The organism is Cupriavidus sp. GW822-FHT03E04 (assembly GCF_058801495.1).
The window spans coordinates 90,798-116,099 of record NZ_JBXANI010000022.1 but is presented as its reverse complement, the minus strand read 5'-3'; the positions used below and the strand labels follow the sequence as shown (position 1 = coordinate 116,099).

Below are 25,302 nucleotides of genomic sequence, written 5' to 3'. Positions count from 1 at the left end.
TAATGATAATGCTATTATCATACAATACTACTCTGAAGCGTATGGAATCCAAGACTGCCCGTTTCACCGTGTTGATCGACCCCGTGAAGAAGAAAGCCTTTGAGGCACTGTGCGCGGCGCAGGATCAAACGCCATCACAGGTCGTGCGTCAGTTGATTCGCGACTATCTGGAGCAGCATGGGGTGGCCTATGCAACCCGCCCCCAGGTTGGCGCCACGGTTCTGGCCAAGAAGGACGGCGAGTGACCGATGTCCGCATCGCGGATTTCAATACTGCTGTCATCGAGTGACGAGACTGGAGCAGGCTCTTGCAGCGATCGGAAGATGTCCATGCTTGAGGCGGTGACTTATCGCGTCACGCCGCGCGCAAAGGCGCTCGTCGACGGTAGCTACCAACCAAAGGTCCTGGTGGCTATCTATCGAGGCGACACCCTGGTCAGGGATGTTGCGCTTTATGCGCGATGCGACTCTTGTCCGTTGCGCGTGACTGCTGCAAGGCTTGCCGAAGCACTGGCCTTGCGGATTCGGGCGGTGCTCAAGGATGTGCACGAAACGGATGACGTTGCCGCAGCTGCCATTCAGACGCTATTGCGACGCGTTGGGCTTAGGACAACCCCAGGCTCCGTTGCCGTACGTGGTGCTGGCGTCAGCTAGCCGGGTGCGGCAACACGCCGCCCGCACGCCATCTACTTTCTTGACTTTCATTTAACCTGTTGGTTAAATGAAGCCATGCCATCCTCCACCGACCCGCTGACCCCCATCTTTGCCGCACTGGCTGACCCCACTCGCCGCGCCATCCTTGCGCGCCTGGCCGAAGGGGAGGCACCGGTGAGCGAGTTGGCGCGGCCGTTCGACATGTCGGCTCCGGCCATCTCCAAGCACCTGCGCGTGCTGGCGGACGCCGGGCTGATCGAGCGGGAGGTCAGCGCCCGCTGGCGCATCTGCCATCTGCGTGCGGATGCGCTGCGCGACGCGCATGACTGGCTGAGCACCTACCGGCGCCATTGGGAGGGCAATCTCGATCGCCTCGTCGAGTTCGTCGAACGCACCCATGCGGCGGGCTCGACCGAAGGCACCAGCAACGCAGGCAAAGCCCGAGGGAAAAAATCATGACCCAAGCTGCTACCTTCCATCTGGAAATGGACCGCTTCATCCGCGCTCCGCGCGAGAAGGTGTTCGACGCATTCACCAGCCAGGCCGCACTGTCCGAGTGGCATTGCCCGCGCGGCATGCACGTGCTGGAGGCTAGCGCCGATGCGCGGGTCGGCGGCAAGTACCGCATCGTGATGGGCGGGCGCGATGGTGCCAGGTACACCGTGGGCGGCGAGTATCAGGCGATCGACCGGGCGGACTTCCTCGCCTATACCTGGGCCTGGGAAGCCGGCCCGATGCCGCCGGAGATCAAGACGCTGATCGAGGTCACGCTGACGGCCAAGGATGGCGGCACCCACCTGCACATGCGCCACAGCGGCTTTCCCGAGGCGGGCGAGCGCGATTCGCACACGGGCGGCTGGCAATCGGTGTTCAATCGCCTCAGCGATTTCCTGGATCCGGAGGGCAGCGCCGGCTCCATCACCGTGATCGGCGACCCGCGCAGCAGCTATTGCCGCACGGTGCGCATGGCGCTGGAGGAAAAGGGCGTGGCCTACAAGCTGCAGCCCGTGCCGCCGCACTCGCCGGAGGTACTTGCGCATAGCCCGTTCGGCCGCATTCCGGTGTTGAGCGATGGCCCGCTTTCCTTCTATGAGACCCGCGCAATCCTGGCCTATATAGAGGAAGCCTTCGAGGGGCCGAGCCTGCTCCCGCGGCAATCTGGCGCCATTGGCCATGCGCGCTGCGAGCAGTGGATCAGCCTGATCAATTGCCATGCCTACGATGCCATGGTGCGCCGCTACGTACTGCAGTACATCTTTCCCAAGGGCGAAAACGGCCAGCCCGACCGCGCGGTGATCGAAGCCGCGCTGCCGGAGATGGCCACGCAGCTAGGCGCGTTCGACGAAGCCTACGGCAATCGCGATTACCTGGTCGGTACGGCGATGTCGATGGCGGACCTGTTTCTCGCGCCAATCCTGGCGTACGTCGGCATGTTTCCCGAGGGCGCCGCCTTGCTGGAGAAGTGCCCCAACGTGCGGCGCGCGCAGGCAGTGATGCGCGAGCGGCCAAGCTTTGCCGCGACGCAGCCGCAGATGGGCTGACGCCACCGCCTGGCTGCGTAGCCGCCTAGCGGCTACGCAGCGGGCAGGAGCACCGCCACCGCTTCCACCTCCACTTTCAGGCCAAAGTGCAGCGCGCCGGTCGGCACCACGGCGCGTGCCGGGCGCGCGCTGCCTCCCCACGACGCAAAGATGGCGTTGAATGCCGGCCAGTTTTCAATGGCGTCCACATAGACCCGCACCTGCGCCAGGCCGCCGATGCCACTGCCGGCGGCGATCAGCGCCGCTTCCACATTGGCCAGCACCTGGCGCGCCTGATCTTCGAAGGGCGCGCCGGCGAGCTTTTCGCCGGCGGGCGTGATGGGCAACTGCCCAGATACGAACACGAAGCCGTTGGCCACGGTTGCATGGCTGTAGTGCCCGCCCGGCGCGGATAGCCCGGCGGGGTTGACCGTCTTTACCGCGGCGCTCGCCTGATCACCATCCATGGAACCGGCTCCAGGTAGCGAGCGTGCCATCTTGCGCAAGCGCGTGATATTCGGGGAACTGCGCGCCAGTCGCGCAGGCGTGGTTGGGCAAGATGCGCAGCACCGTGCCGATGGGCAAGCGCGCCGCGATGTCCGGCTCGGGCGCGCCTTCCCGCGACACGATGCCATGTTCCTGATTGGCGCCACTGAGCACATAGCCCGGGAGCACGGTGCCGTCGATGCCGCAGACCTGCCCGTAGCCGAAATCGCACTTCTGCTTTTGCGTGCCACGGTCGCGGCTCATGGCCATCCAGCCGGCATCGACGATGGCCCAGCCCTTGTCCGCCTGGTGCCCGATCACGGTGGTCAGCACGCTCAGCGCCACGTCTTGCGTTGCGCATACGCCGACGTTGCGCATCACCAGGTCGAAGAACACGTAGACGCCCGCGCGCACCTCGGTGACGCCTTCCAGGCTCGTTGCGGATAGCGCCGTGGGGGTCGATCCGACGCTGACCACCGCGCATGGCAGCCCGGCCGCGCGCAGCCGTTCGGCCGCCATGACGCAGCCGGCCCGCTCCTGCTCCGCCATCGCCGCCAGGGCTTCAGGCGTATCCAGGTCGTAGCTGGAGCCGGCGTGCGTCATCACGCCGCCCAGGCGGGCGCCGCCTTCATGCAGCACGCGGGCCACGTCGATCAGCGCGGCTTCGTCCGGGCGGATGCCCGAGCGGTGGCCATCAGTGTCGATCTCGATCCAGACCTCGAACGACTCGCCATGCGCGGCACCGAATGCGACGATGGCCGCGGCGGACGTCACGCTATCGGTGACGATCTTCAGGTCGCAGCCCCGGCGGCGCAGCGCCAGGGCCTGGGGCAGTTTGGTCGAGACCATGCCGACGCCGTAGAGAATGTCCGTCATGCCATCGGCAAAGAAATGCGCGGCTTCCTTCAGGGTGGAAACGGTGATGCCGCGCGCCCCGGCATCGATCTGGGCTTGCACGACCGCCGAGCATTTGCTGGTCTTGGCATGCGGGCGGAACCGCACGCCAAGCGCGTCCATGCGCGACTGCATGCGCTGGATGTTGTGTTGCATGCGGGGGAGGTCGATCACCGCTGCCGGTGTTTCCAGGCTCGCCAGTGTGTGGGTGGCAGTGTTCATCGCGTTCTTGAGAGTGATCAGTCAGTCCAGCAATTGGACTTTGGCCTGCGGCTGGGTTGGGGTTGCCGCATGAAAGGACCGCAACCAGGGCAGCGCGGGCTCCAGCGTGGCGAACTCCGCATCGGGCACTGGCGCGCCGGCGGGCAGCGCCAGGCCGACCCGGTTGTGCCAGTAGGTGCGCAGCCCCACGGCCGAGGTGCCGAACATGTCGTAGCCCGAGCCCGCGACAAAGGCGGCATCCGTTGCCTGCACGCCCAGCTGCTTCAGCGCGAGCTGGTAGGGGCGCGGATCCGGCTTGTAGAAGCCCGCTTGCTCGGAGGTGACCACGACATCCCAGTCGATCTCCAGCAAGTCCGCGGCGCGTCGCCCCAGCCGCTCGGAGCAGTTCGTGACCACCGCCAGGCGGCAATGCGGCCGCAGGGCACGCAACAGTTCGCGGGCACCGTCCCACGCGGGGAGCTTGTCCCAGCCTGCGTCGAGCGCCTCCGGCGCGCTGGCGGGCAGGCCCACGTGGCTGGCCGCCTCGCGCACCAGTTGCTCGTAGGGAACGTAGGCGCCGCAGCCGTAGGTGCGCTTCAGGTACTCCGCGCGCCAGGCCCGGCCTTGCGCCTGCGAGCCGGCGGCGGCGTTCCATACGGTCCAGGAATCCAGCAGCGCGGTGAGCAGGTCGAACAGCACGGCGCGGGGCCAGGCAGGGGCGGGCGATTGGTCGAGGATTTCCATACGTTCCTTTTTGTGTGGGCGCAATAGCGCAATAGCGCAATAGCCGAGCTGCGGCGCTGCGTAACATCAGGCCCTCAGTGTAGGAAGGAGTACGTGGTCCGTGGTTAAATGCCGGAACATCAATCGTTAAGCTGAAGTGAATGATCCAGATCGAAGACCTGCGGCTGGTCGAGGCGCTGGCGCAGGCCCCGTCCCTGAGCGCAGCCGCCCGCGCGCTCAATGTGACGCCGCCAGCGCTGTCCATGCGCCTGCGCAAGCTGGAGGCCACGCTGGGCCTGGCGCTCGCCACCCGCACCGCCCGTCGCCTGAGCCTCACGCCCGAGGGCGAGCGCTTTGCGCAGGAAGGCGCTGCGCTGCTGGCGCAGCTGGAGGCGCTGCCCGAGTCGTTCCGCCGGGAGGACAGCCGCCTGACGGGCACGCTGCGCGTCGCCGCCCCCTTCGGCTATGGCCGGCACCATGTGGCGCCGGTGCTCGCGCGCTTTGCGCAGTGCCATCCCGGCTTGCGCCTGCAGCTGGATCTGCGCGAGGTGCCCTGGCCGGACAAGCATGACTCGGACGCGGTAGTGCATATCGGCGCCGTGCGGGACTCATCCTGGATTGCCCGCACGCTCGCCCCCAATGAACGCTGGCTGTGCGCCAGCCCGGCCTACCTGCGCGCCCACGGCACGCCGCAAGAGCCGCGCGACTTGCTGGGGCACGCGTGCATCTGCATTCGCGAGAACGACGAGGACGTGACGCTGTGGCGTTTTCGCCGGGCGGGTTCCGGCACTGCGCGGCGGCCATCGGCCCGCGAAACGCTGCGCGTTGTCCCGGCCTTTACGACCAACGATGGCAGCGTGGCGCGCCAGTGGGCGGAACAGGGGCTTGGCCTGGTGCTGCGCTCAGAGTGGGATACGGCGGATGCGGTGGCGCGCGGCACGCTGGTCCGGGTGTTGGCCGGCTGGGAGTTCGACAGCGCGCCGGTGACCCTGCTGGTGCCCACGCGGCGGGGCCGCACGGCGCGGGTACAGGCATTGATGCAGTTTTTCGAGGCGGCTCTGGGCAAGCCAGGGCCGCCCCCACCGCGCTAAAAGCCCTCGCCAGTGACGTGCTGCCCATCCCCCCTCAGGGCGCCGCTTGTGGCGTCACAATGCTGAAATACCCGTCAAACGTATCCAGCATGCCGAACAGCGACGCCACCGCTTGCGGGTTGCCGTCAATGCGGATGCTGCCATCGCGGATCGCGTCCGGCAGCGTCAGTTGCTTCAGGCTGATGCGGTCGAGCGTGGCCTTGTCCAGCGTGATGGTTGCCGTGGCCTGCGCGGATTGCGCGTTGGCCAGGTAGGTCAGGGCGCTGTTGCGCAGCGTCATGGCGTAGCGCTCTTGCAGGTCGGTGAAGTTCCAGTTCAGCGTCATGGCCTTGCCGGCGGCCTTGTCCGCATTCAGGCGCACCGCCAGGTAGTCGAAGAAGTGCGGCACGGTCAGCGCGCGCACCAGGTCGGGCGATGTCGTGCCGCTGGGCGCGCCCCGCTTGATGCCGTTGCGCAGTTCCTGCGCGCCGGTCAGGTAGGCATTGCGCCAGGTCGCGTTTTCGGTCTGGTAGCCAAGCTGCTCCAGCGCGTCGGCCTGTAGCGCGCGGGCCGCGGTGTTGGCCGGATCGGCAAAGACCAGCTCGTTGCCGATCTGCGCCACCCAGCGGTATTCGCCGCGGGCGTAGGCTTCGCGCGCCTTGGCCAGGACCGCGTCCGTGCCGCCCATCCATTCGATCGTCTTCTTCGCGCCCTGCACCGGCGGCAACGGGTTCAGGTGGGCCGGGTTGCCATCGTAGAACCCGAGGTAGCGCTGGTACACGGCGCGCACGTTGTGGCTGATCGAGCCGTAGTAGTCGCGCGCATACCATTTGCTGGCCAGCGGCTCAGGCAGCTTGCGCAGCGTGTCGGCAATGTCCGTGGGCGTGAGGCCATGGTTCATCAGGCGCAGCGTCTGGTCGTTCAGGTAGGCGTACATGTCGCGCTGGTCCGACAGGAACTCGTTGATGCGCGCCTTGCCCCAGGTGGGCCAGTGGTGCTGGGCGATCAGGATGTCGCTGCGCTCGCCGTAGCGGGCCAGCGCCTGGCCGATATAGAACGACCAGGCCTTGGCATCGCGCACCTGCGCGCCGCGGATGGTCAGGATGTTGTGCTGGGTGCGGGCAGCGTTCTCCGCGATGCACAGCGTGCGCAGCTGCGGGAAGTAGAGGTTCATCTCGGCCGGCGCCTCGGTGCCGGGGGTGAGCTGGAACTCGATGTCGATGCCGTCGATGCGGCGGGTGTCGATGGTCTTGGCGATGAGATCGGTGGGCGCCAGCAGCGTGACCGTGCCGCGCGAGGTGGCCTTGCCCAGGCCCGCGTCGACTTGGCCCGTCGCGCTGCGGGGCAGGGTGGTGCCGTACATGTATTGCGCGCGCCGGCTCATGGCGTTGCCCGCCAGCACGTTCTCGCTGATGGCCTCTTCCATGAAGCCCGCCGGCGCGATCACCGCCACCTTGCCGGCCTTCACGTCGGCTTCGTCGACGATGCCCTTGGCGCCGCCGAAATGGTCGACGTGGCTGTGCGTGTAGATCACGGCGACCACCGGCTTGCGCGGCCGGTGCGCATAGTACAGCGCCAGCGCCGCGCGCGCGGTCTCGGCAGTGATCAGCGGGTCCATCACGATGATGCCGGTGTCGCCTTCGATGATGTTCATGTTCGACAGGTCGGCCCCGCGCACCTGATAGAGGCGGTCGGTGACCTTGAACAGGCCGGCTTCATTGTTCAACTGCGCGAGCCGCCACAGGCTCGGGTTCACCGTGGCCGGCGCTGCATCGGCGCGCTCGAAGGCGTAGGCGTTGAAGTCCCATGCCACGCGGCCGTCCGCGCCGCGGATGGTGCCTTCGGGGAAGCGGGCCACCAGGCCACGGTGCGCATCCTCGAAATCCTGCCGGTCGCCAAAGGGCAGTGCCTGCAGCCATGCCGCATTGGCTTGCGCGGTGAGGGGCGAGGCAGGCGCGCTGGCCGTCTGGGCGGTGGCGGACTGGAAGGCAACGAGCGCCAGGATGGCGGGGAGGGTACGGCGAAGGGGCATGGCAAGGCTCGGCGAAACGAAGAGGACGTCTATTGGAGTCCACCGCCACCTATAATTCAATTGCAAGTTTTTTATCTCAGCGATGCAAGGAGCGCATGTCTTGAACCTGAAACGGCTGGAGCACCTGATCGCGGTGGCGGAAGAGGGCTCGCTGGCGGGGGCCGCGCGCCGTGTGCACCTGAGCCAGCCCGCGCTGACCCGCAGCATCCAGGCACTGGAGGCCGAGGCTGGCATGCCGCTGTTCGATCGCGGCCCGCGCGGCGTGGCGCTGACCGCGGCCGGGCGCATGGTGGCGGAGCGGGCACGGCGGATCTTGTTCGAGACGCGTTGCCTGGCGCGAGACCTCACGCTGGTGCAGCAGCATGAGATCGGCAGCGTGCAGATGGGGATGGGGCCGTTTCCCGCCGCCATCCTGCTGCCCGGGGTGCTGTGCGCCCTCAACCGGGACTGGCCGAAGCTGCGGGTGAAGGCCGAGGTCAACAGCGCCCCGGCGCTGCTCGCCGCCCTGCACGCGGAGACGCTGGATTTTCTGGTTGCCGAGCGCCGTACCATGCCGGCGGCGGCAGAGCTGGAAGTCCGGCGCCTGCGGCCCGAGCCATCGGGCTGGTTCGCGCGCCCGGGCCATCCCCTTGCGGGCGGGCGTGTCACGCCGGCGCAATTGCGCGAGGCTACGCTGGTGTCCGTGCCGTTGCCGGATCAAGGCCACGACCAGTTGCGCAGGCTGCTCGGCTGCCGGCCGGGCGAGAGCCTGCCGTTTCAGGTGCAGAGCAATGATTTTCATGCGCTCAGGCATTTGGCGTGCCAATCCGATGTGGTGCTGCTGGCGCCCGCGCGGGCGCTCAAGGCAGAGCTGGAGAGCGGCGCGCTGGTGGCGCTGGCAAGCACGGTTTCCATGGCCATGGACTTTGTCGTCGTGCACCTGGCGCAGCGCACGCTGTCGCCGGCGGCGGAAAGGGCGGTGGCAGCCGTGCTGGCTGCCGCTTGATTGGCGCGCCAGCGCCAATCAAAAGCCAACTAAATGTAACTTTGTTTGCGAAAATGTACCTTTCTCTTAACATATCGGACGGGCGCGAGGCGCAGCCAGGCGGGAAACCCGCATAGCCGCCCGCCGAACCCACGGCGATTCCCGTTGCCCGGTGGGTTTGTCGACGATGTGAAGCCAAAGGACAAGCAAGGTATGAGGCGTTTCGAATTCCGCAGCGACAGCTCCAGCAAATTCTGGGAAGTGGAACAGGACGACGCGCAGCTCAACCTGCGCTGGGGCAAGATCGGCACCCATGGCCAAAGCCAGAGCAAGCCGTTTGCCGATGCCGCCAAGGCGGCTGCGGCAATGACCAAGCTGATTGCCGAAAAAACCGGCAAAGGCTATGTGGAGGCGCAGGTAGCGGCCGGCGCCAGCATCGGGGCCACGGCGCCGCCGGCGCCTGCTGCCGCCCCCGCCCCCCGGGCCGCCGCGCCCGCCGCCGCCGCCATTCCCCAGGATACCGCCCCGGCCTCTGCGCCCCGGGCGCAAGCACCGGAACCCGTTGCGCCGCCTGCTGCCGTCATCGTGCCTGCCGCGCGTGGCGATTCGCCGCCCTGGCTGGAGGGGGGCGCCGCCGTGCTGATGCCGGAATTGCTCAAGGACCTGGCCCAGCCCAGCCGGCGCCATCCCGGCACCGCGCCCGCCGAGCCGCTGGACCCGATGCGGGCCTGGCTGCGCGTGCGCGAATCCCTGCTCAAGCACTTGCAGCCGGAAATCGACGCCAGTGCCGCCCATTGGCAGGCCGCTTATGCCGAGGCATGGCAGCGCGTGGAAAGCCGCCGCATGGAGGGCTCGCCCGCGTCCGACGCGGTGCTGATGACGATCCTCGTCAAGCTGTCCTCCCAGCACTACCGCGACGACGTGGAACTGGGCGCCAATGGCATGGCCTTCATGGCGGGCCGGCTCGGCCTGGAAGGCGCGGTGGATGCGTTGCTGACCGCGCAGACCATGGGCACGGAGCTCGGCTGGGTGCGCGATACGCGCAAGCGCCGCCTGAGCCTGAACGACAACGTCGACAGTGCGCACGGCACCGGCTACGCGGGCATCCACAGCGATGCCGAGTGGGCGCTGCGCGCCCTGCTGGCGCGCGCCGAGCCCGCGCAGTGGCAAGCCTGCGCGGACAAGATCCGCGCGGCCCTGCCGCTGCTGCCGCCGTCGCGCCAGCCGGTCATGGCCATGCTGCTGCCCGACCTGCCCGAGCTCAGCAACGAGACCGCGCAGCGCCTGCAAGGGCCACAGGCGCCGGCGTCGCTGCACTGGCTGCAGATGACCGTGACCGATCCTGTGGCGCTTGCGCTCGCGCAGCGGCAGAAGGTGGAGGGCTGGGGCAGCAATTTCTGGGGCGTGGAGACCATGGTGGCCACCGTGCTGCGCGAGCGCGGCGCCGATGCGTTACCCATCTTGGCGCCAGGCGCGGCCATCGAAGAGGCTGGCGAAGGCCTGGCGGCCATCGGCCTGCCCGACGCCGTTGCCGCGCTGGCGCGGGTGGCGACCAACGGCAAGCCCGCCATGGCGCGCTTCCAGCAGGCTACCGCCCGCTGGCCGTTGGCGGCGCTTGGGGCCTTGCCCGGCCTGGCGCTTGCCGGTGGCAAGGATGCCAGCCTGTACACGGCCAGCCTGGCCGCGCTGCTGCAGGCGCACGCCGCCGGGGCCGAGCGCGTGCTGCCGTGGCTGAGCCCGGCCGAGGGCGACCTGGTGAGGCAACTGCAGGCCAGGCTGGCGCAGCCTGCCGAGGCAGCCGCCGTTGAGGACCTGCCCACGGTGCTGGCCGATCCGCCCTGGCTTGGCAAGAAGCGCGTTGCCGCCGCCGGCCCGCTTGCGCTCGCGCCGCTGGATCTTCCCGCGGTCGAGCGCTGGGCCGAGGGCAAGCGCGAGGAATGGGCGTCGATGAGCGACTGGCAGGTGCGTCGCTACGACCAGGCCAAGGCCCGCGATGTGCAACTGCTGGCGAGCGACCTGGGGTTCGGCAACGCACGCGGCAAACAATCCGGCCTGCTCGAACACGCCATGCTGGCGATTCGCCAGCGCGATGTGCAGGCGCTGTTCGCCGCCTGGCAGGCCTTGCGCAAGCTCACCAGCTGGTGCTCGCTCGATGCCATGATGGCGGCCTTGCTGCCCGAGGAACTGGCACTGCCGCTGTTCAATATGGTGGCCGCGCAGAGCACAACCCACAACGACACTTATATGGCAGCCAGGTTCGGCCTGCAGGTACTGCCCGGCGTGCTGGGCACGGTGCGCCGCGCGCCCACCGAGGGGCTGCCGCTGGCGATGCCGTTTGGCGCGGTTGAGCTGGCGGCGCCGGCGGCACGCGCGCTGGTCAGGCTCAAGTCGCTGCGCGAAGTGGGCCGGGCCTGGCTGCTGCGCCATCCGGAGCATGCCGTCGCCGGCCTGATCCCGGCCGCGGTGGGCCGCATTGGCGAGGCGCGCGACAACGCCGCCACGGCGCTGCGCATGCTGGCCGGCGAGGGGCACGAGGCGCTGGTGATGGACGTGGCCGAGCGTTTCGCCCAGCGCGACGCGGACCTCGCCATCGTGGCCGCCGTGCGCGGGGTGCTGGATGAAGATCCGCTGCAGCGCTTCCCGGCCAAGCTGCCCAAGCTGCCCGAGTTCTACCAGCCAGGCAGCTTCCGCCGCCCCGTGCTCGCCACCGGCACGGGGGCCGGCAAGCCGCTGCCGGATTCGGCCTTGCAGCACCTGGGCACCATGCTGGCGTTTCCCGCGGCGCAAGGGCGCTATCCCGGCCTGGACATGGTCAAGGCGGCCTGCACGCCGGAGTCGCTGGCGGACTTTGCCTGGGACAATTTCGCGGCGTGGCTGCTGGTCAACGCGCCGGCCAAGGAGAGCTGGGCGCTGAGCGCGCTGGGCGTGCTCGGCAACGACGACACTGCGCGCCGGCTTACCCCGTATATCCGCGCCTGGCCCGGCGAGGCCGCGCATGCGCGCGCCGTGGCCGGGCTGGATGTGCTCGCCATGGTCGGCAGCGACGTGGCGCTGATGCACCTCAACGGCATTGCGCAAAAGGTCAAGTTCAAGGGCCTGCAGGACCGTGCCCGCGAGAAGATCGACGAAGTGGCCGAGGCGCGCGCGCTCTCGCTCGAAGAGCTCGAAGACCGCCTCGCGCCCGACCTCGGGCTGGACGCGCATGGCACGTTGCTGCTGGATTTCGGGCCGCGCCAGTTCCGTGTTGGCTTCGACGAAGCCCTCAAGCCCTTTGTGCGCGACACCGATGGCGCACGCCTGGCCGACCTGCCCAAGCCCAAGAAAACCGACGACGCCGCGTTGTCCAAGGAAGCCGTGGAGCGCTTCAAGGCGCTCAAGAAAGACGCCCGCACCATCGCCAGCCAGCAGGTGCTGCGCCTGGAGCTGGCCATGTGCGCGCGCCGGCGCTGGAGCGCCGCGGTGTTCGAGCCCTTCCTGGCGCAGCATCCGCTGGTGCGCCACCTGGTGCAGCGGCTGGCGTGGGGCGTGTACCGCGTGGCGCACGGCAGCGACAGCGGCGGCGAACTCCTGGCGTGCTTTCGCGTGGCCGAGGACGGCAGCTACACCACGGCCGACGACGATGCCTACATGCTGCCGCAAGGCGAGGATATCCGCGTGGGCATTCCCCACGCGCTGGAATTGCCGGCCGCAGATGCCGCCGCCTTCGGCCAGCTGTTCGCCGACTACGAACTACTGCAGCCCTTTGCGCAGATTGGCCGCGACACCTACGCGCTGACCGAGGCCGAGCGGCAGGCCATCGACCTGGATCGCTGGAAGGGCGTGGTCATCCCCACCGGCAAGCTGTTCGGCCTGGCCAACCGCGGCTGGCGGCGCGGCGCGGCGCAGGACGGTGGCGGCATCTGGTACTACACCAAGCAGGTCGAGGGTGGACGGGCCATCGAACTGACGTTCGATCCCGGCATGATCGTGGGCATGCCCGACGAATATCCGGAGCAGACCTTGCAAAGCCTGCAGTTCGGCGTGGACGCGCACGGCTGGGGCATCGCCCGTAACGGCGGCAAGAAGTTCGCCGGACTCGACCCGATCGCCGCCAGCGAACTGATCCGCGACATGGAGAGCCTGCGCGCATGAACGCCTGCGTCCATGCATCCCCTATCCCGCGGCTCCTTATTCCGCGGCCCCCTATCCCGCGCCCCATATCCCGCGGCTCCTGATGGCGCCGCTGAACGCACCAATGGAAAACCACCATGGTTGACAAGACAAGCCCCACGCTACAGCGCCCGCCCGCCGAGCTGCTCTACGCGGACGAACTGGCGCGGCTGGCCGCCACCGACGATGCGCCGCGCCCACCAGGCTGGGCGCTGTCGCTGACCGCCGCGCGCCGCTTTATCCTGGGCGATGCCGGCAGCGATATCGCCGCCAAGCTGGTGGCCCCGGCGGCCATGATCGAGCGGGCGCTGGTCACGCTGGCCACCGGGCGCGGGCTCATGCTGGTGGGCGAGCCCGGCACCGCCAAGTCGCTGCTCTCGGAGTTGCTGGCGGCGGCCGTCAGCGGCACCTCCACGCTGACCATCCAGGGCGGAGCCTCGGTCACCGAGGACCAGATCAAGTACGGCTGGAACTACGCGCTGCTGATCAACGAGGGCCCGAGCCAGCGCGCGCTGGTGCCCGCGCCGCTGTATCTCGGCATGCAGCAGGGCCGCATCGTGCGCTTCGAGGAAATCACCCGCACGCCGCTGGAGGTGCAGGACTGCCTGCTGGCCATGCTGTCGGACCGCGTGATGGCGGTGCCGGAGCTCGAAGGCGCCGCCGGCATGCTGTACGCGCGAGAAGGCTTCAACATCATCGCCACCGCCAACACGCGCGACCGCGGCGTCAACGAGATGAGCGCGGCGCTCAAGCGCCGCTTCGATTTCGAGACGGTGTTCCCGATCCTGGATTTCCAGCGCGAGCTGGAACTGGTGGAGCAGGCCTCGGCACGCTTGCTGGCGCGCAGCGGCATTCCCCGGCGCGTGCCGGAGCCGGTGCTGGAGTTGCTGGTCACCACCTTCCGCGACTTGCGCGGGCAGGGCACGCAGCCGCGCCGCAACGCGGATGAGGGCGGCGCCGAGCGCATGAGCGCAGTCATGTCCACCGCCGAGGCCGTGAACGTGGCGCACGCGGTGGGCGTGCGCGCATGGTTCCTGGAGCAACGCGATGGCAGCCCGGCTGACCTGGTCGACTGCATCGGCGGCACCGTGGTCAAGGACAACGCCGACGACCGCGCCAAGCTGCGCCGCTACTTCGAACAAAAGGTCTCGCGCCGCGCCGGATCGCACTGGCAGGCCTATTTCGCCGCGCGCGACCGCCTGCCTTGATACGCCACGCAGCCCCAGGCCGATGACAGCGCCGACCCCCATGCCCTACGCCGAGCCGCACACCGAGCCGCATGTGATCGGCGTGCGCCACCACAGCCCCGCCTGCGCGCGCCTGGTGGCCGAGCGCATCGACACACTGCGCCCGTGCTTCGTCTTGATCGAAGGGCCGGCGGATTTCAACGCGCGGCTGGCGGAGCTGCACCTGCCGCACCGCTTGCCGGTGGCGATTTTCAGCTACTTGTCGGGCCCTGGCGCGCAGCGTGGCTCGTGGACGCCGTTTTGCGAATACTCGCCGGAATGGGTGGCGCTGCAGGGCGCCGGGCGCATCGGCGCGCAGGCCCGCTTTATCGACCTGCCGGCCTGGCACGATGCACTGTCCGGGCGCACCAACCGCTACGCCGACGCTGACGACGATCAGCACGCCGAGCGCGCCGCCGACTACGAGGCGGCGCTGTGCACCGCGCTGGGCATCGACGGCCGCGACGCGTTGTGGGAGCACTTGTTCGAGAGCGAGATGCCGCTGCCGGCGCTGGCCGCAGCGCTGGATACGCACTTTGGCCAGTTGCGTGGCGACGATCCCGGCTCCCCTGCCAATGCCGAGCGCGAGGCCATGATGTCGCGCTGGATTGCATGGGCCATGCGCCAGGCGCAGGGCGCGCCGGTGCTGGTCGTTTGCGGCGGCTATCACGCGCCCGCACTGCGCGCGCTATGGCGCGGGCATGCCGAGGCGGCTGGCAGCGAGCCCCCCGCCGTGCCGCAGCCAGAGGTAGCCGCCGACGTTGAAGACGGCGCAACGCCCGTGCGCAGCGGCAGCTACCTCGTGCCCTACACCAGCAAGCGGCTCGACGCCTTCGCTGGCTATGCCTCTGGCATGCCGTCGCCGATGTACCAGTCCTGGGTGTGGCAGCACGGCAGCGCCGAAGCCGGCAAGCTGGCCCTCGCCCGCACCATGTGCCGCCTGCGCGAGAAGAAGCTTCCCGCCTCCACCGCCGATCTCAAGGCCTTGCACGCGCACGCCCACGGCCTGGCGATGCTGCGCGGCCATGCCCAGCCCTTGCGCTGCGACTGGCTCGACGCCAGCGCCGCCACCCTGATCAAGGACGCTCTCGACGCGCCACTGCCGTGGACCTATCGCGGCCCACTGCTGCGCGGCACCGATCCCGTGCTGGTCGAACTGATGGATGTGCTGGCAGGCGACCAGGTTGGCGGGCTGGCGGCCGGCACGCCGCAGCCGCCGCTGGTCGATGCCGTCGACGCCGAACTGGCCGCGCACGGTATCGTGCTGCAGCCGGGCCGTGCGCTGCAGCTCAAGCTGGACTTGCTGCAAACCGCCGACCGCGAGCGCAGCCGCAGCCTGCACCGGCTACGCATCCTGGCGTTGCCCGGGATCCAGCGCGAGCGGGGCCCGTCGCTGGCGCTGTCCGGCGAGCGCGAGGAGCACTGGCGGCTGCTTGGCTCGCTGGAGCAACGTGCCGCGCTGATCGAGGCCGGCGCCTATGGCGCCACGCTGCACGACGCCGCGCGCGCCCGGCTGGAGGAAACGCTGCGCAACGCCGCCGGCAAGCTGGCGGCGCTGGCAGCGCTGCTCAACGATGCCGCGTTCGCCGGGCTGCCGGAAGCTGGCGCGGCCTCGCTTGCTGAACTGGGCCGGGCGGTGGGCGCGGCTTCCCGCTTCGAGGCGCTGGGCGAGGCGCTGGGGCTGCTCCATGCCTTGCTGCGCCATGGCCAGGTACTCGGCATGGCCGGCGCGCCGGTGTTGCATACGGTGGTGGCGGCCGCGGTCGAGCGCGCCCTGTGGCTGCTCGACCTGCCGGGGCAGGTGGCCAGCGCCGAGCAGCAGGCACACCTGCTGACCTTCCGTGCGGTGCGCGATGTGGTGCGCGATGTGCGCAATGGCGCGTTCGGCGATGGCCAGCCGCTGCCCGCGCTCGATCCGCAGCGTGCCCTGGCTGTGTGGCGCCGCAAGGCGCGCGACCCGCAGGCGGCGGCTGCCAGCCGTGGCGCGGCGCTGGGGGCGCTGGCGAGCCTGGACGAACCGGCCGCGCCGCAAGACGGCGACGGCGGCGGCGACGACAGCATCGCGGGCGCACTGCGCCTGCTGGCGGGCTTGCCGCCGGCCAGCATCGGCGATGCGCTGGCCGGCCTGCTGGCACTGGCGCGCGATGTATTGACCGATGCCGGCGGGTTTGCCAGCGGGCTCGACGGCCTGTTGCAGCAGCTCGATGACGGGGCCTTCGTGCAGGCGCTGCCCGCCATGCGCATGGCCTTTGCCTGGCTGCCGCCGGCGGAGCGCGGCGCGCTGGCGCGCCAGGTGCTGGCTCTGCGTGGCGGCGAAGCCTATGGCGAGCGCTCGCTCACCGCGCCGCTGGGCGCGCATGATCCCGTGGATATTGCTGCCGCGCGCTTGCTGGAGGCCGCCGTGACGGCGCGCCTGCGTTACTGGGGCGTGCCCGTCGGCGCGGCCCCCGATCCCAACCCGAAGCCCACCGCGCCATGAGCCTGCACCTGCCTGATCCCTTGCAACGCTGGCGCCTGCTGTTGGGCGAAGCCGCGCAGCCCGCGCTGGGCGAGCTCGATGCCGATGCCGCTGCGGCCGACGCCGCCCTCGACTGGCTCTATGGCCGCGACCCCGAGCGCGCGCGGCGCGGCGAGCGCACCGGCAGCGGCGGCGCCTCGCAACTGACCACGCCGGACTGGATCAACGAGATCCACCGCCTCTTTCCGCGCGAAGTGATCGAGCGGCTGGAGCAGGACGCCGTGGAGCGCTACGGCATCGACGAAGTGGTCACCAACCTCGAAGTGCTGGAGCGTATCGAGCCGTCCGAAGCGCTGCTGCGCGCGGTGCTCCACACCAAGCACCTGATGAACCCAGAGGTGCTGGCCGCCGCGCGCAAGCTGGTGGCCGAGGTGGTCCGGCGCATCATGGAAAAGCTCGCCACCGAAGTGCGCCAGGCCTTCGCCGGCACGCGCGACCGGCGAAGACGCTCGCGCGCGCGCATCGCCCGCAATTTCGATTTTCGGCGTACCTTGCGCGAGAACCTGCATCGCTGGGACCCGCAGCGCGGCAAGCTGTTCGTGGAGGCGCCGGCATTTTTCAGCCGCGTGCGCAGCCACGCGCAATCGTGGGACATCATCCTGCTGGTCGACCAAAGTGGTTCGATGGTGGACTCGGTGATCCATGCCGCGGTGATGGCCGCCTGCCTGTGGCAATTGCCGGGCATGCGCACGAGGCTGGTGGCGTTCGATACCGCGGTGGTGGACCTCACCGCCGACGTGGCCGATCCGGTTGAGTTGCTGATGCGTGTGCAACTTGGCGGTGGCACCGATATCGCGCGGGCCGTGGCCTATGCCCAGGCGCAGATCGCCACGCCGACACGCAGCATCGTGGTGCTGGTCAGCGATTTCTACGAGGGTGGCAGCGACTATGAACTGGTCCGCCGCGTCAAGACGCTGGTCGGCGCCGGCGTGACCGTGCTCGGCCTGGCCGCGCTGGATGCGCGCGCCGAGCCGGTCTTTAACCGCGAACTGGCAGCCCGCCTGGTACGCGAAGGCGCCCACGTGGCCGCAATGACGCCTGGCGAGCTGGCCGCCTGGCTGGCCGAGAAAGTCTCCGGCAAGGCCGGCGGGCAAGTGCCCGGAGGGCTGGTCGCATGAGGGCAGACCGCGCCGATCTCCTGGAGCTGACGCCCGAAGCGCTGGTGGCGCTGGCCAACGCCGGCTTCGTCAAGCGTGCGCAGAAGGAAATGGCCGAGGGCCGGGCGCCCGAGCTTGCGCAAGATGCCGATGGCACCCTGCATGCCGCCTACGCCGATGGCATCCGCACCAGCCTTGCCGCAGGCCGCGCGCTGCGCGATGCGGTCTGTAGCTGCATTGCCTCGGGCCTCTGCCGTCACCGCATCCTGCTGGTACTGGCCTACCAGCAGGCCTGCCGGGAAGTGGCCAGCGTGGAAGAGGGCAGTGCCCATACGCTCGTCACCACGCCCGTCACCACGCCCGAAGGGCTGGCCGGCGGCCCATGGTCTCCGGCGGATTTCGACGACGCCGCATTGCAAGCCGCGCTGCGCCCGGCCACGCTGCGCCAGGCCGCCGAGCTGGCACGCGCGCGGCCGGTGGCGCGGCTGGCCGGCTGGCGCGTGGAAGCGCCGGTACCCACCGCGCACCTGCCGATGTGCACGGTGCGGTTTTTCTCGCGCCACAGCCTTGGCCACGCGCGCTGCGATTGCCAGGAGGGCAGCCGTTGCGCCCACGTGGCGCTGGCGGTCTGGGCCTTTCGCGCTGCGGCCGGCCGCCATCGCGGCCAGGTCGATGCCACCGTGGAGATCGCGCCGCCGCAGCCGGATGACACCGATGCCGGGACGCGCCAGGCCGATGCCGAAACACTGCGTGCCCTTGCCGCTGCGGCCGATGCACTGGCGCGCCAATTGTGGGCGGAAGGCACGGCCCAGGCGCCGCTGGCGCTCGCCCCGCGCCTGGGTCTGATGCGCAGCCTGGCCGCCGATTTCGGCGCGGCCTGGGTCAGCGCCGACGTCGACGCGCTGGCGGCGCAGCTCGACGACCAGCACAACCGCAGTGCCCGCTATGACCCGCGTCGCCTGCTGGATGCGCTGGCGTGCCTGCAAGGCCGGCTGGCCGCCGCGCTATCGGCCGATAGTGCCAGCACTGCTGGACCGGCCGGCGGGCTGCCCGGGGCGCTGCTGCCGGCGCGCCAGATCCTCGGCCTTGGCGTCAAGGGCGAAGTCGCGCTCGATCACCTCAAGCTGGTTTCGCTGGGCGCCGTCATGTGGGACGACGGCGACCATCCCGATGCCGCCTGCGGAGTCTCCATCGCCTTCGCGGATCCGGACACCATGGGCGTTGTCGCGCTCGAGCGCAGCTGGCCCAGGTCGGAGGGCGCCGCGCCGCCGGTGCCGCTGGTACAGCGGCGCGTGGCGGGCAATCCGATGGGCCGCCTGGCAGCCAGCCAGGTGGTCACGCGCGCGGCGCGCCGCCGCGCCAACGGCTTGCTGGAGATCGGCAGCGCCGCGCGCCAGACCAATGTGCTGCCGCTCTCCGCCCAAGCCTGGAACGACCTGCGGCCACCGCTGGCCTTTGCCACGGTGGCGGCATTGCGCCAGCACCTCACGCAAGCCGCGCCCGCCTGCCTGCTGCCGCGCCAGGCCATCGGGCACCTGCACGTGCTGGACGTGATGGCCGTGGAGCAGTGGGGCTGGGACGCCGCCGCGCAGACCTTGCTCGCCAGCCTGCTCGACACCGATGGCCAGCGCTGCCTGCTGCGCTGCCGCCACGGCAGCGGCGCGCCCGGCGCCGTCGACGCGCTGGCGAGCGTGCTGCGCACTGCCGAGGCCGGAGGCGACGCCATCCAGCGCGTGGCGGGCACGGTGCGCGTGATTGGCGGCGCCCTGGAGATGGAGCCGCTGGCCCTGATGACCCAGACCCGCGCCGTGGTGCTGGCGACCGAGCCCGCCAGCCCCGGCGCCATGCCGGCCTACGTCGCGGCGGCAACGGTGCCGCATGCCGCCCTGGCCGGCGCCGCGCTGGCGCTGCTGGCGCAGTGGCTGCGCCAGGGCTTGCGCAACCAGCGTCCAGCCGCGCTTGAGCGAGCTCGCGAACTAGCCGCGGCGTTGTCGCGCGCCGGGCTGGCGGAGACGGCGCTGCGCATCGAGGCCGCGCTGGCGGGCTTTGGCGGCGGCCCGGATGAGAACACCGCCTCGCGCTGGTGGGAACTGGTCCTGTGGCTGGCGCAGATCGAGAGCGCGGCGCTGCGCCCGCCGGTGGCCGCGCCCGCATAGCGCGGCTGGCAGCCCACACCCAACCACGGAGGGGTGTTGCCGCTTCCGCTGGCTGCCGATATCGATGCAGTCTGCCATTAGGTGTGACATCGGGGCGACGGCGGGAATCCAGATCGCTGACCTGAAGCGGTTCGATTGACGGCGATATGCCTGATAGCTAACATGTGGCCGATTGTTTTTATTGAATGCTCAAGCTGGGGCCACACCCGGCGAGGCGCATCGGGGCGTCCATGGTACGTAAGCTGTTGGTTCCGGGGGCAGGTCCAGATCTGGGCTTGCTGGTGAAGTCGCGACCGCAATCCACGATTGCGTTGTCCGCGGAGCAACTGCAGGCCCGCTTGCGCAAGAAACGCTCGGCCTCCTATATGGAGGCGGTCCAGCGGCTGGATGCCGGCACTCACGTGCACGATCGCCACGCCGTGGACGCGCTGGTGGCGGCGATCAGCGAAGAGCTTCCCGATATCACCATCGACCAGCAGCCGGTCGGCATTGTCGCCAGATGTCATCTAGGCCCGCCCTATGAGGTCCACACGCTGGACCGGCAGGGCAACATCATCCAGCACTACAAGACCTTCGAATCCTTGCCGCCGTTGCTGGCAAGAGGCCGGGCACTGGCCGTGCACGCGCAATATGCATTCGTAGAAATCTACACGGACAAAGTTATCGCGGTGACTGCCGCCGGTGACACCTCTATCGTCAAGGGATGACATGAGCACGGCAGAACGCATTATCCAGGTCGCGGACCTGACCTATATCACCAAGAGCCTGCACAGCCTCAACAAGGACATCGAAGCGGTCTCCAGCCAGGTGTCCGATGTCGGCAACGTGTTGTCCAATACCCGCTCGGAACTCAAGCGGCTGGAAGATGCCTTCCTGCGTTTTGTCGCCGCGGACCTGAAAGCCAAGGAGCTGTCGCTGGCGGAAACACGGCAGGTCAAGATCCGCCAGGAACTCGAAACCACCTACGGCTACTACGCGGAAGTCCGCCGCCAGGCCACCGGGATCCTGCAGGCAGCGGACGTCAACGTGGTCCGCAACGAGACCATCAAGGCCGCGACCGAAAGCCTGATGCTGTCGGCGCCGCGCTATTGGCTGGCGCCCGCGCTGGTGGCGCTGGCCGCCTGGCTGAGCGACCATGCGGAGCTGGCCAGGCGTGCGCTGGCCGAAGCCATCCGGCGCGATGACGAGAAGACCTCGCTGTTCTTCGCGCTGGTCAGCCGGCGTGCCGGCCGCGGCGAGGCTTGCCGTACCTGGCTTGATCGCTTCTTCGGCATGCAGGACCCGACCAGCCTCGACCGGCAGAGCGTCATCCTGGTCGATGCCGTGGCCAGCGGCATCTTCGGCGGCGAGATCCGCTTGCAGTGCACGCGCCGCATCGAGTCGTGGATCGATGAGCTGAGCGAGCAAGCCGGCTTTGTCGAGACGCAGCGCCGCCAGTGGACCGACGGGCTGCTGACCAAGATGCCCACGCCCGACCGCTCGGACAAGTACAGCCACCTCTCACGCTTCAGCCCGACGTGGCCGCGCCTGAACGAGTCGATGAACCAGGCCGCCACCCATGAGGTGGTCCTCAGGCACTTCCAGGGCATCTTCGACGGCGCGCTGCCCAGCGCCAAGAGCATTGGCGCGGCGGTGGACGGCCTGCTCGACACGCTGGTGAGCCAGTTCGACGACGAGGAACTGCCGCTGCGCCGGGACGACCGGCTCAACCAGCTCATCATCAACGAATCCGGCGACCGGCAGGCCGCCGAGCGCCGCCAGGCGCTGGAGAACGCGGCGCTCGACGAGCGCGTGAGCTTTACGCAACTGCTCACCAACGCCGCCATGAACCCCGAGCTGAGCAAGGCAACGCGTGCCACGCAGCGCTATGCCATTGCCCTGTCGCGCGCCTGGATCCGCGATGCGCACGATGACCTGAGCGCCACGTTCCGCAATGCCGTGCCGGCCGAAGCCGAAGTGGCCATCGAAGGCTGGGCGGGCAACACCCGCGGTGGCGAGAACGAGCGCGAGCTGTTGGCGAGCCTGGGCGCGCACCTGGACGCTGAGCGCGATGCCACGCTGGCCAAGCTCAAGCTGGGCGTGGGCCATTGGGTGGCAGGTGTGGTCGGCGTGATGGCGTTGCTGATGGCCATCAAGGGCGGCATGGTCCCGGCCCTCGTTGGCATCGCGGCCATCGGCTGGGTCGTGGTCGCCCGCAGCAAGATCGCCAAGGCGAAGGAACTCGTGATCCAGGAAGCCAAGAAGAAGAAAGCGCAGTGCGAGCAGGCCCTCAAGGCAACGCTGGCCGAGCTGGTCGAATGGCGCCGGGAGCTAGCTGCCCGCGACGCGGTTGCCGTGCAGGTGACCCAGCTGCTCGACGCCATCTCGCCGGAGCAGTACACGCTCAGCACCCACGAAAGCACGCGCCGCGTTATCGCCGCGGCGGCCTGATGCTCAACAAGGAATAGACATGACCCGACAGATCCTGGCCGTCGCTACGGGCGACGCGGCCCAAGCTGGTACCGTCGCCGCAACGCCTGGCGCGTCTGCAGCCACCGAACCGGTGCAGGCTGCGCAAGTGGCGCCGCTCAACGAAGCCCTGGCTGGCGCGTTCCCTGCCTGGGACCTGCTGCCCGCCGCGCCGTTCGTGCGCCGGGTGCGGTGAGCGACAGCGCCGCCGCCGCATGACGCCACCGCATACCTACGCCGAATGGTCTGCCTGTATCGATGCCCTCGCTCGCGGCGGCAGTGACGAGGAGGCCATCGCCGCGATGCGCGCTGGCGTGCTGAGCTGGACCGGCGGCGTTGCACCGCTGTTCGCGCAACGCATCAGCGAAGTGTTCAGCCTGCGCCTGCAGCGCGTTGCCGACGAAATGACGCGCGCCCTGCGTCATGGAAGCTCCGGCAGCGACCACGTCGTGCTGTCGCGCACGCTGCTGGATGCCCGGCGCAAGCTGTGGGTGCTCAACCGCGTGGCGCAACTGCCGTCCTTGCCGGGCGAACTGGCCGGCAGCCTGCAGGAACAGCTGCGCAAGTACGCAGCGCAGGCCCAGCAATCGCTGGAAGACAGCGCGCGCAGCGAGCGCAGCGGGCTGCTTGCCAGCATCATCCGCAACCACTCGCTGCTGCGATTCGACGCCGAACCGAATCCTGCAAGTTCCGCGAATCCCACGAACGCGGCAGCCACATCCGGCGGCGGCGTTGCGCAGCCTGCCGCGAGCACGCCCACGGGCGGCCCCGCGCCGCGCCGCAGAAACATCCTGGCCTAGACATGAGCGATACCAAAGAATTCAAGAGCACCCTGACCCGTTACCTCAAGGCGCGGGTGCCCTTTATCTCCATCCGCAGCGCGGAACGCGCCCGCGTGCTCGACATCGTCCGCGAGATCGCGCAAGGGCTGAACAACGCCCCGGTCTACGTGCATACGCTCTCGCAAGGCACCAAGGAGCTGGTCAGTGGCAGGTCGGCCAATGAAGATCGATCGGTGATCGGCGCGCTGGATTTCGCCAGCCAGCAGATCGGCCAGCGGCAGAGCCTCACCTTCGTGCTGACCGAGGTATCGGACACCGAGGACGACACGCCCTTTGCCCGCCAATTGCTGGACGCCGTGATGCTGGCGGCCGAGAACGGCGGCGCGGTTGCCGTCATCACCACCAAGCCGGTTTGGGGGCAACTGCAACGCCTGGGCATGTCCCTGGTACTGTCGCCGCCGACCGAGGACGAAATGCTCGACATCATCCACGAGCAGATCGGCGCCTATCGTGCCGACTACGTGATCGAGTGGGACGACGCCGACGAGCGCGAGGCTGCCGCCATCCTCACCGGCGTGTCACGCATCGAGGCGGAGAACATCATCGCCACGCTGCTGGCCAACGGCCGCATCGTCAAGGCCGACCTGGCCGAGCTCACCCATGCCAAGGACCGCATCTTTGCCGATATCTCCGGCATAGAACGCGTGCAGGTGCGTGGCTCCGAGCTGAACGTCGGCGGCCTTGGCGGACTGAAAGGGTGGCTGGACAAGGAGCGCCCGCTGCTCACCGCCGACCTGCGCGAGCGCGGCATTCGCCCGCCGCGCGGCGTGCTGCTGGTCGGCGTGCCGGGCTGCGGCAAATCGCTGTCGGCCAAGGCCATCGCCCATAACTGGAAGATGCCGCTGTACCGGCTGGACCTTTCCACCATCCACGGCCAGTACCTCGGCCAGAGCGAAGGCCGGCTCAAGGAAGCACTGAGCACCGCCGACCACGTGTCGCCGTGCGTGCTGTGGATCGACGAAATCGAAAAAGGCCTGGCCGGCGCCACGCAGGGCGCCGGCGATGGCGGCACCTCGACGCGGCTGGTCGGCCAGTTCCTCTACTGGCTACAGGAGGCGCGTTCGCGCGTGTTCGTGGTGGCCACGGCCAACGACGTGTCGCGGCTGCCGCCCGAGTTGCTGAGAAGAGGGCGCTTTGATGAACTGTTCTTCGTGGATCTCCCGACTGCCGAGGAGCGTAGGGAGATCATTGGCATCTATGTGCAGCGCGGCCTGAAGCGAGAGATTCCTGCGGCGCTGATGGCGGAACTGGTGGAGGCCTCGGAAGGCTTTGCCGGTTCGGACCTGGAATCGGCCGTGCGCGAGGTAGTGAAGGAGGCTTACCTGAACGGTGACGGCGCTGTCTCGGATGATCTCTTCCGCCGCAGTTTCCAGAACCTGGTGCCGTTGTCCAAGACCAGCCCCGAGCAGATCGAATCCATCCGGGCTTGGGGCCGGGAGCGGGCCGTGCCGGCGTCGGGGCTACCGATCGGCGGGACGGCGAGCCAGACGCGGTCGCGGCGGGTAGTGCTGGCGTGATTCAGCACTGTCGATGGCGCTCAGATGGCTGCCAGCGCCATCCCTTGCGGCAGCCCCGCCGGGATGCAGATGAGCATCAGCTCAGTGAGGCCGGCGAGGGCGCCGTCCCCGTGGCGCCGTGCCAGCCCGGCCTGCGCGCAAGTAACTTTTGTCGCGCGTGACCGGAACGCACCGGCCCTTTGGCGGTCTATGACTTACATCCGCGTTACAATGCTGTGGTGCACCATCGGCGCTGGGTGGCTGATTTATCACCATCCGCGCCGGTTCGGCCCTTGTCGTTCTACCCCGATTCATGCGATCCCTGCTGCTCCTGATCACCGTTCTGTGCTTGTCTGCGCTGTCCCTCGGGGCAGCGGCGAACACGCACGCCGGTATGCCGGGGCCTGCATTTGATTCCGCATTTGATCCCGCATTTGATCCCGCATTTGATCCTGTTCGCGCCGAACTTCTGATTGCCGAACCGGCGTTCTCCCGCACCCTCAATGAGCTGGACGGCAGTGCCGGCCTGGAGCGCGTCGTGGCGCCGGGCGACGACGGCCTGGCGGGCGAAGCGATGGTGGCAGCGGCGGTGGAGGACGATCCTCCCGGCTACTGCGAGATCTGGTCTGCCGACCTGCTCGACCCCCTCGACATGCTCGACGAGATCGAAGAATCCAGCGCGCTCTTCGCGCTGCCCACCGTGCGTGTGTCGTTGCCCCCCAACGAGATCGCGCAACAGCTGCCCGCACGTCCGGATCCTTTGCCCGCGGCGTTTTTCAAGCCCCCTATCTCCCTGATCTGACAGCCCTGGCAACCCCGGCGCGCTC

General features: G+C 68.9%; 21 protein-coding genes. 17 read left to right on the top strand and 4 right to left on the bottom strand.

Features of this window, described 5'->3' with window-relative positions; translation table 11 throughout:
• Nucleotides 1-41 precede the first annotated feature (41 nt).
• The 4 genes from AC1RQC_RS28790 to AC1RQC_RS28775 all read left to right on the top strand — a co-directional run bounded on the left by AC1RQC_RS28790 (nucleotide 42) and on the right by AC1RQC_RS28775 (nucleotide 2,194).
• Entirely contained in the window at nucleotides 42-245 is a 204-nt protein-coding gene (locus AC1RQC_RS28790; RefSeq protein ID WP_492375918.1) for a CopG family transcriptional regulator, read from the top strand.
• Between the two features lie 78 nt (nucleotides 246-323).
• Nucleotides 324-653, top strand: a complete 330-nt coding sequence (locus AC1RQC_RS28785; RefSeq protein WP_492375919.1) for a hypothetical protein — start codon at nucleotides 324-326, stop codon at nucleotides 651-653.
• Between the two features lie 75 nt (nucleotides 654-728).
• Nucleotides 729-1,112, top strand: a complete 384-nt coding sequence (locus AC1RQC_RS28780; protein ID WP_492830797.1) for an ArsR/SmtB family transcription factor — start codon at nucleotides 729-731, stop codon at nucleotides 1,110-1,112.
• Nucleotides 1,109-2,194, top strand: a complete 1,086-nt coding sequence (locus AC1RQC_RS28775; RefSeq protein WP_492813379.1) for an SRPBCC domain-containing protein — start codon at nucleotides 1,109-1,111, stop codon at nucleotides 2,192-2,194. Before AC1RQC_RS28780 ends, AC1RQC_RS28775 begins: the two co-directional genes overlap by 4 nt.
• Nucleotides 2,195-2,226: 32 nt before the next feature.
• Here AC1RQC_RS28775 and AC1RQC_RS28770 read toward each other — a convergent pair whose 3' ends face one another.
• From AC1RQC_RS28770 to AC1RQC_RS28760, 3 genes are read right to left on the bottom strand one after another with little or no spacing between them, the layout of a single operon-like run.
• Nucleotides 2,227-2,640, bottom strand: a complete 414-nt coding sequence (locus AC1RQC_RS28770) for a RidA family protein (protein ID WP_492885343.1) — start codon at nucleotides 2,638-2,640, stop codon at nucleotides 2,227-2,229.
• The gene (locus tag AC1RQC_RS28765) at nucleotides 2,630-3,775 is read right to left on the bottom strand and encodes a DSD1 family PLP-dependent enzyme (RefSeq protein WP_492885341.1); all 1,146 of its coding nucleotides are present in this window, start codon (nucleotides 3,773-3,775) and stop codon (nucleotides 2,630-2,632) included. Before AC1RQC_RS28765 ends, AC1RQC_RS28770 begins: the two co-directional genes overlap by 11 nt.
• A gap of 21 nt (nucleotides 3,776-3,796) precedes the next feature.
• Nucleotides 3,797-4,498: an HAD family hydrolase gene (locus tag AC1RQC_RS28760; RefSeq protein ID WP_492375924.1), complete on the bottom strand. Its 702-nt coding sequence runs from the start codon at nucleotides 4,496-4,498 to the stop codon at nucleotides 3,797-3,799.
• 140 nt (nucleotides 4,499-4,638) lie between these two features.
• Between AC1RQC_RS28760 and AC1RQC_RS28755 the strand changes: the two genes are divergently transcribed.
• Entirely contained in the window at nucleotides 4,639-5,568 is a 930-nt protein-coding gene (locus AC1RQC_RS28755) for a LysR family transcriptional regulator (protein ID WP_253928788.1), read from the top strand.
• Between the two features lie 34 nt (nucleotides 5,569-5,602).
• Here the strand turns inward: AC1RQC_RS28755 and AC1RQC_RS28750 are convergent, their stop codons facing one another.
• The gene (locus tag AC1RQC_RS28750; RefSeq protein WP_492885339.1) at nucleotides 5,603-7,579 is read right to left on the bottom strand and encodes an alkyl/aryl-sulfatase; all 1,977 of its coding nucleotides are present in this window, start codon (nucleotides 7,577-7,579) and stop codon (nucleotides 5,603-5,605) included.
• Nucleotides 7,580-7,679: 100 nt separating this feature from the next.
• On the opposite strand from AC1RQC_RS28750, the gene AC1RQC_RS28745 reads away from it, so the two are divergent.
• The 12 genes from AC1RQC_RS28745 (at nucleotide 7,680) to AC1RQC_RS28690 (ending at nucleotide 25,277) form a co-directional block, all read left to right on the top strand.
• The gene (locus AC1RQC_RS28745; RefSeq protein ID WP_492885337.1) at nucleotides 7,680-8,564 is read left to right on the top strand and encodes a LysR family transcriptional regulator; all 885 of its coding nucleotides are present in this window, start codon (nucleotides 7,680-7,682) and stop codon (nucleotides 8,562-8,564) included.
• Nucleotides 8,565-8,756: 192 nt separating this feature from the next.
• A complete protein-coding gene (locus AC1RQC_RS28740; RefSeq protein ID WP_492885336.1) occupies nucleotides 8,757-12,674 on the top strand; it encodes a DUF4132 domain-containing protein in 3,918 nt (1,305 codons plus the stop codon).
• Between the two features lie 116 nt (nucleotides 12,675-12,790).
• Entirely contained in the window at nucleotides 12,791-13,900 is a 1,110-nt protein-coding gene (locus AC1RQC_RS28735) for an ATP-binding protein (protein WP_183035408.1), read from the top strand.
• A 22-nt stretch (nucleotides 13,901-13,922) separates the two neighbouring features.
• Complete coding sequence (locus AC1RQC_RS28730; protein ID WP_492885334.1) at nucleotides 13,923-16,397, top strand: DUF5682 family protein; 2,475 nt, start codon at nucleotides 13,923-13,925, stop codon at nucleotides 16,395-16,397.
• Complete coding sequence (locus AC1RQC_RS28725; RefSeq protein ID WP_492813369.1) at nucleotides 16,394-17,554, top strand: VWA domain-containing protein; 1,161 nt, start codon at nucleotides 16,394-16,396, stop codon at nucleotides 17,552-17,554. Before AC1RQC_RS28730 ends, AC1RQC_RS28725 begins: the two co-directional genes overlap by 4 nt.
• Nucleotides 17,551-19,689: a YehQ family protein gene (locus AC1RQC_RS28720; protein ID WP_492885332.1), complete on the top strand. Its 2,139-nt coding sequence runs from the start codon at nucleotides 17,551-17,553 to the stop codon at nucleotides 19,687-19,689. Before AC1RQC_RS28725 ends, AC1RQC_RS28720 begins: the two co-directional genes overlap by 4 nt.
• Nucleotides 19,690-19,919: 230 nt before the next feature.
• A complete protein-coding gene (locus AC1RQC_RS28715) occupies nucleotides 19,920-20,396 on the top strand; it encodes a hypothetical protein (RefSeq protein ID WP_492376198.1) in 477 nt (158 codons plus the stop codon).
• A 1-nt stretch (nucleotide 20,397) separates the two neighbouring features.
• The gene (locus tag AC1RQC_RS28710; RefSeq protein ID WP_492885330.1) at nucleotides 20,398-22,119 is read left to right on the top strand and encodes a hypothetical protein; all 1,722 of its coding nucleotides are present in this window, start codon (nucleotides 20,398-20,400) and stop codon (nucleotides 22,117-22,119) included.
• A gap of 19 nt (nucleotides 22,120-22,138) precedes the next feature.
• Nucleotides 22,139-22,333, top strand: a complete 195-nt coding sequence (locus AC1RQC_RS28705; protein ID WP_492376196.1) for a hypothetical protein — start codon at nucleotides 22,139-22,141, stop codon at nucleotides 22,331-22,333.
• 19 nt (nucleotides 22,334-22,352) lie between these two features.
• Entirely contained in the window at nucleotides 22,353-22,937 is a 585-nt protein-coding gene (locus AC1RQC_RS28700) for a hypothetical protein (protein ID WP_492885328.1), read from the top strand.
• Between the two features lie 2 nt (nucleotides 22,938-22,939).
• Entirely contained in the window at nucleotides 22,940-24,496 is a 1,557-nt protein-coding gene (locus tag AC1RQC_RS28695; protein ID WP_492829360.1) for an AAA family ATPase, read from the top strand.
• Between the two features lie 292 nt (nucleotides 24,497-24,788).
• Nucleotides 24,789-25,277, top strand: coding sequence for a cobalt-zinc-cadmium resistance protein (locus AC1RQC_RS28690; protein WP_492885326.1), 489 nt, complete (start codon nucleotides 24,789-24,791; stop codon nucleotides 25,275-25,277).
• Nucleotides 25,278-25,302 lie beyond the last annotated feature (25 nt).